Origin of the sequence: Lysinibacillus mangiferihumi (assembly GCF_003049665.1) — a bacterium.
Classification (GTDB): Bacteria; Bacillota; Bacilli; order Bacillales_A; family Planococcaceae; genus Lysinibacillus; species Lysinibacillus mangiferihumi.
This window is the reverse complement of sequence record NZ_PYWM01000003.1, coordinates 200,534-212,117: the sequence shown is the minus strand read 5'-3', so window position 1 is coordinate 212,117 and position 11,584 is coordinate 200,534. Positions and strand designations below refer to the sequence as shown.

At 34.0% G+C, this 11,584-nt stretch carries 10 protein-coding genes and 3 pseudogenes; 5 read left to right on the top strand and 8 right to left on the bottom strand.

Annotation, left to right across the window (positions count from 1 at the left end):
• Positions 1-3: 3 nt before the first annotated feature.
• The 5 genes and pseudogenes from phnG to C9J37_RS04760 all read right to left on the bottom strand — a co-directional run bounded on the left by phnG (position 4) and on the right by C9J37_RS04760 (position 3,923).
• Positions 4-426, bottom strand: a complete 423-nt coding sequence (gene phnG, locus C9J37_RS04775; protein WP_107894467.1) for a phosphonate C-P lyase system protein PhnG — start codon at positions 424-426, stop codon at positions 4-6.
• 200 nt (positions 427-626) lie between these two features.
• On the bottom strand, positions 627-1,328 hold the full coding sequence (locus C9J37_RS04770) for a GntR family transcriptional regulator (RefSeq protein ID WP_167397255.1): 702 nt from the start codon (positions 1,326-1,328) through the stop codon (positions 627-629).
• A gap of 180 nt (positions 1,329-1,508) precedes the next feature.
• Positions 1,509-1,624 (bottom strand): annotated as a pseudogene (locus C9J37_RS29620) (class I SAM-dependent methyltransferase); the annotation flags it as partial.
• A gap of 394 nt (positions 1,625-2,018) precedes the next feature.
• Entirely contained in the window at positions 2,019-2,594 is a 576-nt protein-coding gene (locus C9J37_RS04765) for a hypothetical protein (RefSeq protein WP_107894465.1), read from the bottom strand.
• Between the two features lie 243 nt (positions 2,595-2,837).
• Positions 2,838-3,923, bottom strand: coding sequence for a heparan-alpha-glucosaminide N-acetyltransferase domain-containing protein (locus C9J37_RS04760; RefSeq protein WP_107894464.1), 1,086 nt, complete (start codon positions 3,921-3,923; stop codon positions 2,838-2,840).
• 400 nt (positions 3,924-4,323) lie between these two features.
• On the opposite strand from C9J37_RS04760, the gene C9J37_RS04755 reads away from it, so the two are divergent.
• The 3 genes from C9J37_RS04755 to C9J37_RS04745 all read left to right on the top strand — a co-directional run bounded on the left by C9J37_RS04755 (position 4,324) and on the right by C9J37_RS04745 (position 7,748).
• Positions 4,324-4,992, top strand: a complete 669-nt coding sequence (locus tag C9J37_RS04755; protein WP_107894463.1) for a helix-turn-helix transcriptional regulator — start codon at positions 4,324-4,326, stop codon at positions 4,990-4,992.
• Between the two features lie 199 nt (positions 4,993-5,191).
• Entirely contained in the window at positions 5,192-5,497 is a 306-nt protein-coding gene (locus tag C9J37_RS04750) for a caspase family protein (protein WP_268807979.1), read from the top strand.
• 58 nt (positions 5,498-5,555) lie between these two features.
• A complete protein-coding gene (locus C9J37_RS04745) occupies positions 5,556-7,748 on the top strand; it encodes a DNA topoisomerase III (protein WP_107894461.1) in 2,193 nt (730 codons plus the stop codon).
• A gap of 346 nt (positions 7,749-8,094) precedes the next feature.
• Here C9J37_RS04745 and C9J37_RS04740 read toward each other — a convergent pair.
• Together C9J37_RS04740 and C9J37_RS29535 are read right to left on the bottom strand one after the other, a co-directional pair.
• Positions 8,095-9,126, bottom strand: a pseudogene (locus tag C9J37_RS04740) (IS3 family transposase); the annotation flags it as partial.
• Positions 9,087-9,425: pseudogene (locus C9J37_RS29535) on the bottom strand (HTH domain-containing protein); the annotation flags it as partial. The pseudogenes C9J37_RS04740 and C9J37_RS29535, both read right to left, overlap by 40 nt.
• A gap of 599 nt (positions 9,426-10,024) precedes the next feature.
• On the opposite strand from C9J37_RS29535, the gene C9J37_RS04735 reads away from it, so the two are divergent.
• On the top strand, positions 10,025-10,423 hold the full coding sequence (locus C9J37_RS04735) for a glucosamine 6-phosphate synthetase (RefSeq protein ID WP_107894460.1): 399 nt from the start codon (positions 10,025-10,027) through the stop codon (positions 10,421-10,423).
• 58 nt (positions 10,424-10,481) lie between these two features.
• Here C9J37_RS04735 and C9J37_RS04730 read toward each other — a convergent pair whose 3' ends face one another.
• Positions 10,482-11,015 carry a GNAT family N-acetyltransferase gene (locus C9J37_RS04730; RefSeq protein ID WP_107894459.1) on the bottom strand — a complete coding sequence of 178 codons (534 nt, stop codon included), beginning with the start codon at positions 11,013-11,015 and terminating at the stop codon, positions 10,482-10,484.
• A gap of 136 nt (positions 11,016-11,151) precedes the next feature.
• Between C9J37_RS04730 and C9J37_RS04725 the strand changes: the two genes are divergently transcribed.
• Positions 11,152-11,580: a DUF5412 family protein gene (locus tag C9J37_RS04725; protein ID WP_137067735.1), complete on the top strand. Its 429-nt coding sequence runs from the start codon at positions 11,152-11,154 to the stop codon at positions 11,578-11,580.
• Positions 11,581-11,584: the final 4 nt, after the last annotated feature.

Here is an 11,584-nt window from a genome sequence, read left to right as displayed (position 1 = left end):
TCCTTAAATCGACATCGTGTCGAACTGAACTTTTGTCCGTTCAATTGAACATTTTATTTCTTGTTGTTTCAAATCAAGACGTTGTGACAGTTTAGTTAACAGGCTTTCCCACTTTGCCACTATAGGTAGTTGCCCATTATAAGCAGCATCTATAATGGCCAGTGCCTTGGAAAGCTCTGGCTCATATTCGCGAACTAAGCCAAGACCAAATGCTTCTCCAACTTTGACCTTCGTTTCTGTTACTAACGTCTCGCCTATATAAAAAAGTGATTGCTGTGCAGATTCTCGCATTTTAATCATGACAAGCCCCTCTCTCGGTGCTTGGATTTCAATTACCTCATAGTGGCTACAAACTTCATTTGCCATCTGTAATGCTTCTTCACGTCCAACCTCAATTAATAATTTAGTCCGTTCAGCTCGTTTCACTTGACCAACTCCCTTCATCAATACCTTAACTTGGCGCCATGTTCAGTAGTGAAAAGGTTTCGTGAAGTTCATGTAAATTAAGTTTTACAAAAATTAACGCCCTTTGATTAAAATGGCGGGGTCACGTAGCAATTTATCTTCCGGTTGCCTTACAGCATAAAAAAAGACTTCAAACACGAATGGTTTGAAGTCAATCTAATCTATATTTGAAAAAAGAAGCGGTCTGTTCGATATAAAATTTCTGTGTACTCTAGTAAAATATTATGCTCGTCATCCCAACTATCCGATTCTACCTTGACGAGAGGCACCAATATTTCACATGCAAGCAATGTCCGATCCAGTTCATTTGGAAATTTGACAGCTAAATGTGAGAAGGAACTCCGAAATTGTTTCACACCATGCTGTTGATAAAATGTATAGATAGAGGTTAAATCATCATTCACCTGCTTAATGGCAGGCATATTTTCAACAACAACATACGAGCGATGGATTGCGGCTGGTTCATCATCAATAAAACGCAACCTTTCGATTAGGTAAAGATCGCTATGATTGACATACGGCTTGCTAAAAATAATATGTTCTTTAGGTACCTGTTCAATTTTCGTCACAACTGATTGATAGTTTGATGTAAATTTGAGCATTTTTTCACTAAAGCTAATATCGCCAGACATTACAACCTCAAGTGGTTTTTGTTTTTCCCGCAAAAAGCGCCCAATCCCCTTCTGCGAATAAATTAAACCCATTTTCTCTAGTAAATCATAGGCATTTCGTACTTTTATACGTGGCACACCAAACATTTCCATGAGAGCATGTTCACTTGGCATTTTCCCATCTTGCGAATAATTCCCTGCCTCGATTCCCTGTAACAAGTAATCCTTCACTACTAGCTCCTGCTCATCCACACGCTTCACTCCTTTTATAAAAAGGCACAATTTCAATCCATTTGTACCTTAAGTAGAAATAGTATTTTTTATCGCATATTATATATAGTCTATTTTAATTCTTCAAATAGCAATAAGAATGAAGGTTAAAAAATCCTTACCCGCTTTTTTCGGGTAAGGATTTGACGTTAATGAAAAGAATTAGTTCTTTACTGCATGTACATAGTGAATGGTTTCAAACGCTTGTATGTAATCATCACATTAGAAAAATACTGATGTTGAATATCTTGAGGAGACAAGTTTTCGTAGGCAGTGAGAGTTTTACGTGAGTGGGAAGCACACGGAAGCAAATTGGCACCATGTAACAGGAAGAAATTGAAGAAGAACAGAGCACATCGCTAAAGGTCCGAACAATTTCAAAGGGCGCAGATACTATACAAATGGACCCTTCGTTCTCCAATTGGCTGCCCGTGGAAGTGGCTTTTGCTGATGACTGAATAAAAATCATTATTTCTTTAAAAAACAAGCTCAATAAAGATTCTGAGCTCGTTTTACCATTGAATCCAGCATATTCAATGATTCAACCATTGGGGGAAGTCGCAAAGAATTTTTTAAAAAATGATTGATATTAAAAAAGGTACTGGGTTCCTAAATAATAAGATAAGCGAATTCACAATAACTGTAGATATTGCAAAAGTACCTTTAGTGATATTATTTAAATATGGATATTTTTCCTTTTGTCGCCTTGGAAATATTTTTAAGCATTTCCATTACCTCTTTATTTTTTAGTAAACCGTTTATTTTAGGATCGTTACTAGAATCAGTAATACCGTTTTTAGCAGCAAAATCAAGTGTCACTTTTTCTTTTGTTTCCGTTTTTTCTTTATGTTCTTCAATCTCTCGCAGATAGTCTAAGAGTGTCATCTCTCCCCTTTTCATCAAGGCCTTTTCTTCCTCGCTCAATGGAGATTCAAAGCGTTGCCCATTGACAACAATCCAACGTTTGTCACAATCTTTTCCGAGTTCAGTCCATCTGGTTTCGGGATGATTTGTAGTGTATGTTGCGATTTTTTGAAAAGTAGAATTATCCACGTATAGTGTGGTGTGGGATGCGGTTCCTTTATCCATACTTAGCATGTTTCCCATGGTTCTGCTTGTGTTGGATAGTTCAATTGTATCCTTTTGGCGATTTTTGTTTTGGATGGGATTTGTGGATTTAGAAGCCGTTTTAGTTGCAGCAGTTAATCCATCATAGTTTATGATAGTCTTATCAGCGTATATTTTCATTTTTATCTCTCCTATATCATAAAAATTTCAAATATAAATCTTTACTAATTATATTGGAATATTAGTTGATTTGTTTAATACTATAATTATTTCAGAGTCTAAGATGCCAGTAATAGGCGCAATTATATTTTCGCTTTGAGTATTGTCTTGTCTGGCAATTAGTCTGTTTCGCCGAAATCTAGGATATAGTGATTGGGCTTATCCCTTACTGTTCATTAAGAGAACAACAGTAACCCTGACAATTCATTGTTTTCTTATTGCTAAATTCATTTTTTTATAATTTTGAGCAATCATATCGCTTGCAATACAAATAATTGTAACAGCCATCATAGCTACAAAGAATCCTAATTTATTTAAACCCACCACTGCAATTAATATTGATATTAATATCCAGTGTATGATGTATATAGAATTAACATTTTTGCTCCACCTCGCCAACATATTATTTAAATATAAGGGTGAAATTTTTGAGATATAGTACAAGCATGAAATCCAAGCTACTACAAACGAGGTATATAAAAAATTATTAAACAAAGTATGATGGGCGTAGGATGTCTCTGTCAAAAGCCCAGAATCTATTTTGAAATAAATTGAAACTACAATCAACGACACTAAAATTATTACAGAATAAAGCAGACTCTTCTTATAAAAGTCTTCTTTAGAAATTGCGTTTTTCAATACAATCCCAAAGCAGTACCCGATTAATGGGTAAAAAATCCATGTTATAAATGGGAATGAAGACCATTCAGATGATCCCCATAAAACTCCAGTTATTGCTCCTAAAAAATAACTTTTGGTTTGAAATGAAATCATAATGTAATTTATACTACTAATTGCAACTGCTAAAGCGATAATCTTGGGAATACTTAGTTCTAACTTTTTAATGAATCCAATAAATATTATTGCCAATCCTGCGAATTGTAATATGTCAACAGTAATAAGGCTTGGGATTATATTATCAATTTGATTTTTCCATTCGCCTGATACAATTAACGGTAGAAAAATGATTATAGTTCTAAGGATATTTAAAATATATCCTAAGATGAGTATTTTCACTCCTCTCTCTATATTTTTTGTTAAATTATTATTTCTAGAATATACTGCGCCTGTGCCCAATAAAAACATAAAGACTGGTGCAGCAGGTAATGTGCCTAAAAATTCAATAATTCCCCCAAAACCAGAATATATAATTTCTGTTTTCGATAAATTACTTTGAACATGAACGGCTATCATGCATAACACTGCTAAACCTTTTGCGATATCTAACTCTAATTGACGTTTTGGTGAGTATAATAATTTCTTTCCACCACTTATTGTCTCGTTACTCATACTTAACCTCCTGTTTTAAAAGAAACTGAAAATAGTTTTTTTATCCATTATTTACCGAACCCGAATAGCTATCATGATCTATTTTTATTCTTATTGTTTCCACCCAAAGGTAACTATATCACTCAAACTGGTCACCTAACGTCTTATTTGAGAGGATAGTTTTTTCCTTCACCACAACAAGAGTTTGATTGATTTTGGGTGTTCTAGATGTTATAGATCGTGGGTATGGTCTTAAAACAAACTGGATATTCTTATGCACAATGCAACAATCCTTATTTACTTGGATGGATTTTTAAGTTATTGTTACGGACTGTAGATTATTTTTACGTGCCCATATTTATGACCTTAAACGGTATGGCTACGTATTATTTTGTGCAAATTGAAAGGGGGAGTTTACAGAATGATTCGAAATCGTCAAGTTGAAATATTACTATATCTACTTAAAGTGAAAAAAACAACGCATAGGGAGTTAGCACAGACATTTGAAGTGAGCGTTAAAACGATTCAGAGAGATATTGACAAATTATCTGTGATGGGCATTCCTGTTACTTGCAAACAGGGCAATCAAGGTGGTATCTATATAGAAGAAAGTTACAAGCTATCCAGCAGTTTTTTCAATAATGAAGATCTTCAAAGTATTACATTAGCCTTATCTATTTATGATAGTATTTCAACGAAAAAACATAAAGACAGCGTGATGAAAAAGTTGGCGCTTATTTCTCCAGAATTGATTCATTTATTTGACAATGATGCCAACGAATATTTTGTTGTGGATCTTGTCGATAAAAAAATTGATATGACAGGTGATGTATATAAGGAAATTAATTATTGTCTTGATGAAGAACAATACCTCAGCCTATTAGTTGGTGAAAAGAGGATGGTTGTGGCACCAATTAGTTATGTATTACGGCCGGAAGGGTTATATTTGTATGCTTTCGAAGAAGAATATGTATTGATTAAAATATCTACCATTCGTCATTCGGAGATAATGGAAATGGAGTTTGAAAGAAGATTTAAGCCTTACAATAAAAATGAAACGAAATGTGAGTACCCAGAGATCAGTCGATAATAGAATCGGTTATGGCCATTTTTTATAGTACCCTTACGATTAGAGTCACACAACATTATAATAAGAAAATACGTTTCAACTAATTATAGAGAGTTATTTCAATGTGATTATTAATACTTCTAGGCTACTAAATTTTCATAGATTGTGATGAAATAATAATGACTGTACGAGCATTAGTAATTGTAGTTAGTATTATTTTATCGAGAGGACAAATGATTTACCTTTTTGTAAAAATGATGTTTATTTAATGGAACGATCATTGCAAAATGGTTTAAACATTGAAAATCATGACATAACTACATGTGGTAATGGAACTGTAACAAAGCATGATTTTGTTGAATCATTATCAAGAAATGCAACCATTACAAATCCTGAAGATACTCTAATATTTTATTTTTCTGGCCATGGTACAAATATTAGTCAACAACATCATCTAGTTTTTAGTGATACTCTAATTAGCACAAATGAATTAATTTTGAATCTAGAAATTAGCCTGTCTTCTTAATAAAAAATTTACAAACTCACCAATGCCAAATTATTAAAACCGATGAGGAGGTATTAAGATGGGACAATTTTTAGTTATTGCAGAAAAACCAGATCAAGCAGCAAAATTAGCTGCCCCCTTTTCTTTTACTAAAAAAGCTGGTTATTTTGAAGTAAAGCCAAACACGTATTTTCCAAATGGGGCACTTATCACCTGGGCGATTGGACATCTTTGTGAATTGAAAGCCCCCGAAGAATATAACTCGACATGGAAAAAATGGACATTAGAAACATTACCGATTATTCCAGATCGATTCGAATATAAAGTTACGAAATCAAAATATAAACAATTTAATGTAATCAAAGGTTTAGTAAAAAGACCTGATATTCGAGAAATCATAATTGGTGGGGATGCGGGGCGTGAAGGTGAACTAATCATTCGTACCATTTTAAAGGTATGTCAAGTTAATAAACCGATGAAACGCTTATGGATATCATCTTTAACTGAAAACGCTGTAAAAAACGGGTTTTCAAATTTACTACCAGAAGAGAAAACAAGAGATATTTATTTCGAAGCATTAAGCCGTTCATGCGCCGATTGGTTAATAGGAATCAATACATCCAGGTTGTATACCGTTTTACTCAAACAGAATGGCGTAAAAGATGTTTTTTCAATAGGAAGAGTACAAACACCTACACTAGCACTAATCGTTAAAAGAGAACACGAAATAGTGAATTTTAAGCCTGAACCTTTTTGGGAAGTTGAAGCAGAATTTAATTTTGAAGGAAAAATGTTAAAAGCAAAATGGCATAAAAATAATATTTCAAGAGTTCAAGAGGAAAGACAAGCTATTGCTATTGCTAATTTCTGTATTAATAAAAATGTAGAAATTACTAGTATAAAAAAAGAAACAAAGGAATACGCTCCTCCTTTGTTGTTCAATCTATCTGCATTACAAGCAACAGCGAATAAGGCATATAAATTCTCACCACAAAATACACTCGATATTTTGCAAAGGCTTTATTTGAAGGGCTTAGTTTCATACCCGAGATCTGATTCACAATTTTTGACGAACGAAGAAGCAAAAACACTTCCAAATATATTAGAAAATTTAAGTAAAATTGATAAGTATAAAAAACTTCTTCCATCACCCACAAATTCAATTATAAATAATAAAAGATTCGTCAATGAAAAAAAAGTTACCGATCACCATGCGATTATTATTACAGAGCAGTTACCTAATTTTTCTAAGCTTAATTCGGAAGAAGAAAAAATTTATGATTTAGTCGTTAGACAAATCATTGCAGCTCATTATAACAATGCAATTTTTTCTTACACAACGATCCATTCACTTGTAGAAAAACGAGCGGAGTTCATTTCTAAGGGCAAAGTGCAAATTGAAGAAGGTTGGCGTAAAGTAATTTATCATTCTAAAGACAACTCACCTACAGACGAAGATGAATTGCTTCCCCTACTTTCAGAAGATGAACTTGGTATAGTGGCTAAAACTAAAGTAAAAAAAGGTGAAACACAACCACCGAATAGATATTCTGAAGGTAATTTAATTACAGTGATGAAAACAGCTGGTAAGTATTTAGAAGATGCTGAATTAGAAAAGGTTTTATCTAAAACTGAAGGTTTAGGTACTGAAGCCACTCGCGCTGGAATTATTGGTACACTTAAAGATCGTAACTATATCGAAGTTAAGAAAAATCAAGTCTTTGCAACGACTAAAGGCATGCTATTGATTGAAGCACTAGGTGAAAGCATCTTGACGTCTCCTTCAATGACAGCAAAATGGGAGCAACGACTATCTGAAATTGGTGAAGGCAATGCTTCACCTAAAGCATTTATGGAACAAGTAAAAAAACTTGCTGACAAATTGATATCAGATGCCTATGAACGAGAAAAGGAATGGGCATTTAATCAAAGCCAAGTTGAGAAAATTACCGCAAATAATCCTTATAATAAAAAATACAAAAAAGAAAAAACTGTTGTTGGAAAATGCATACTTTGCGATGGATTAATTATCGATCATGGCACTTTTTACGGTTGCTCAAATTATAAAGCTGCTAACTGTAAATTCTCGGTTTCAAAGAAAATTTTAAGTAAAACCATTACGCAAGTTAATATAAAAAAGCTATTAACTTCTGGTGAATCCGCATTAATTAAGGGATTTAAAAAAGGCGGTAAGACTTTTAATGCACACCTTTGCTGGGATGAAAAAGAACATAAAATTATTTTTAAATTTCTCCATAATCAACAACCCTAATATCAACATGTCGTAATCGTAGTTTGACGCTCTTCAGAATGTAGTCACTTTCTGTTAGAACCGAAAGCGTTTGACATATTAAGGTTTGTAAGCATTTTTCAAAATATCACCTTCAAAAAAACGAAAGCTGTATTTTGGCGGGTTCTGTTTTGAAGTACAAAAAGCAAAATCGCAGGTTAAAAAGACAATTAATTAGCTTACAAAAAAGGTACTGCAATTCGCAGTACCTTTTTTGTCCAACTAGGTTTGATATTACATGAATCAAAATTTAACTAAGCACCCGTTAGTATTATAAGGTCAGCCAGAGAAATAAAATGTACCCTTTGTAAAGGACATTTAATAAAGGTTAGGCAACCTCTTGAAGCTGCTGTCTGTATTTTGCAGGCGGCAGCTTTTTTAAATTCCATTGTCCTCGATAATGATTGTAGTAAATCATATAACTTTTAATTTCTTTTTTTACTTCTTCTAACGTTTCACATGCTCTAATAGTTGTTTCATCTTTAAAATGCCCAAAGAATGATTCTTGTGGCGCATTATCCCAACAGTTTCCTCGACGCGACATGGACTGTCCTAAGCCAATTTTCTTCACTAAGGCTCGGAATTTTGGATTCGTATAGTGGAAACCTTGATCTGAATGGATAAAGGCATCTTCCCTTAAATGGCGATGCTTTTTCAATTTATGTAACGTATTGAGCGCAATTTCTATACTCAATGTAGAAGATACTTCATAAGCTAAAATTTCATTTGTTTCGGCGTCTTTTATCGTTGATAAATAAGCACGTTTACCGCCTCCATATGTTAAATATGTGATGTCGGTTAGTAATACTTTTCCTGCCACACCTTGCTTGAAGTTGCGGTGTAAATTGTTAGGGCATATGCGATGTTCCTTCGTTGCTTTTGCCATACGACGTGCTGGATTCGCTTTTCGAATGGGGCAGATAATATTAAATTTCTTCATAATGCGACGGATACGCTTAAGGTTGTATGTAATTTCATATTGGTTTTCTAGTGTCATTTTTATTTGACGTGCGCCTTTCTTTCGTCCTCGGAAATGAAAGGCCTTTAAAATGACTTCTTTCACCACTTCATCTTCTTCATTCTGTTTTTGACGAGTCAAGACAGCTTCTTCTCTAAAATAGCGATAGTAGCCTGAGCGTGAAACATTTGCCATTTCACAAAGATATCGTACCATTCGTTTTAATTGATATTTTTCAATAATTTGATGGATTAACTCAAATTTTTGTGTAGTACTTATTTTGATTTCTTCCTTATCAGCTGCCTTTCGAGTTGATCTAGCTTTTTTAAAAATTCGTTTTCTGCTTCTAACAATTTCATCTTCGCCTCTAAGCGGGCGTATTTTTCCTCTAAACTTAATTCGCGTTTTAAAGGGCGACCTGAAGTATGTTTTCTGGCATCTTCTAAACCTGTTAGCCCATGCTCTTTATAAGCCGTACGCCAACGATTCGAAGCTCTCCGAATACGTGCTGGACCAAGGGCTTCAATGTCAAAACCCGCCTCAAGAAAAATTTCACTTGGATATTTTCCTTTATCATATTCATCAATAAAAAATTCTTTAAATTCATCTGTATAAGTAATGGCTTTCGCGCTTACTGTTTTGACGTATGGATTTAATTTTAATTGTGCCTGTTGTTGTTTCGAAAATAAATTTTTAGTCATACTATTTACCACCGCTCGTTTTTTTCTTCATTATAAATAAAAATACCCTATAAGATGACCTTTTTGAAAGTGTCTATCTTATAGGGTACATTTTAAAATCTGGTTGACTATTTTTTATTCAATTTATAGATTGATAGTAGCCGGGGTAGAACGTAAGCACCCGTGGGATTTGATCCCGACAACTAACATGTTCACCCTCTACTTGTTAACACATGATTAGGCTGGTTAGTTGAAGTACACTTCGGAGAATGAAAAAAAAGATAATCAATATTAAGCATCATCATTTCATAAGACTTATTTTAGCCGATTCATAGTTTGTTATCTAAAAATGTAAAACTCAATTTATGGATTAGTTGAGTTAATTGTGAAATACCCTACTACTATTTTACTGTAAACGATGAAAAAAGCACTTCCTAATGTTAGAAGCGAAGCAACCGTGCCTCTCTTCAAATAGAAAAAACTACATGTAATGAAACTCTCCCCCCTTCCAACATAGGTTTTCGGATAACAAGAAAAATGTTTAAGTTAGAAAATATTATATTGAGCTAGCAAATAATAGGGGCAGGATGATAAAATATGGTTATAAAGGGGGATGGGAAATGGGGAAATTAAGTAAGCGTAATATTTTATGGATTATACCAATCGGCATAATAGGCGTGTTTTGGTATTTTTATGGTCCACAAGAAGACATAACGGATAATGAATATATTACATATGTCAAAAACTATTCAATCGAAAATAGTAACCAATCATTCGAAACAGCTTTTGCTTCAGCTTGCGAAAATCCATATTGGGTTTATTTTGAGACACAAAAGGGACAAGATGTAGTGGAATTTAAAGGTGATTGTCCTATCAACAACAAGAAGGCGAAAGTCAATGTACAATTTTTAGTCGATGCCAAAATGACAACTGTGAAGTATGGTGCAATGTTAGTCGATAGTAAAATGCAAGAAGAATCCGAACGAGACAATTTTCTACTGGCGCTAACGAAGGATTAAATCTTATTTTCAAACAGCGAGCCCAAACGCACTGAAAGGTGAATTTGGGCTCATGTTTTTATAGCTTATCATTAAAAATAGCATATACATTTGTATCATGTGCTTTCCCTTGTTGATACATATATTCTTTTAATACGCCTTCTTTGCGAAAGCCTAGATGGGTTAGTAACTGATTGGATGCTACATTTTCAATAAAGACAATTGCCCCAATCCGGTTTAGTTCCATCTTTTCAAACCCAAAGGCTACAATTTCAGCTACTGCCTCTTTCGTATAGCCCTTTCGCCAGAAGTCGGGGTGCAGCTCATAGCCAATTTCTGCCCGCTTATGTTTAGGTGACCATGCGTTAAAGCCGATGGTTCCGATAATGCCCTTTACTTCTTTCCGCTCTATACCCCACCGAATACCTCTTTTTTCCTTATAATTTTCAGAAAAAGTTTCGATTAGTTTTTCTGCTTCTTCGATTGTTGCAAAGGGTTCTAATCCATAATACTGGGTAACAAGGTGATTGGAAAAACAGCGAAAAAGGTCTGTTGCATCTTCATCTATTATTTCTCTTAATATTAATCGTTCAGTCTCTACAATAGGAAACATCTTATTCCTCCCTTATTGTATTTACAATTCTCCAAAATTGGCAAAAACCCTTTTAAAGGTGAACTACCTTTCTAGGAACTCTCAATGAAAAGTTTCGTATTATTTACTGGAGGAGGTATGGAAGAATATGAAAAAAATGAGTTTATATTTGTTGATGCCAATCTTACTATTTTGCCTTTATGTTGTTTATCACCATTTTACTTATATATTTTTCTATACAGGCGATATCAAATATGGTCGCCCTATTCTTTCACCAAATGGTGACTATTCAGCACAAGTTTATTATGACAATTATGGTGGCGCTATAGGTGGAGTCAATTTGATTGTCAATATTATATATCATCAAAAACATGACGAAGAACAAACCATTTATTTTAGTGATGCCAAAGGTAGTGTAAATGTAAACTGGACTGCCGACGATGTACTGTCGATTACGAACTATGACGAATACGCTAATCGCAATACTGAATTAGTCGTAGGTAAAGAAATTTACGATGAGCAAGGAACTGCTTGTAATACATATAAAATAAGAAAAGCATTTAATTGTAAGGATCAAGACTCCTAATGTC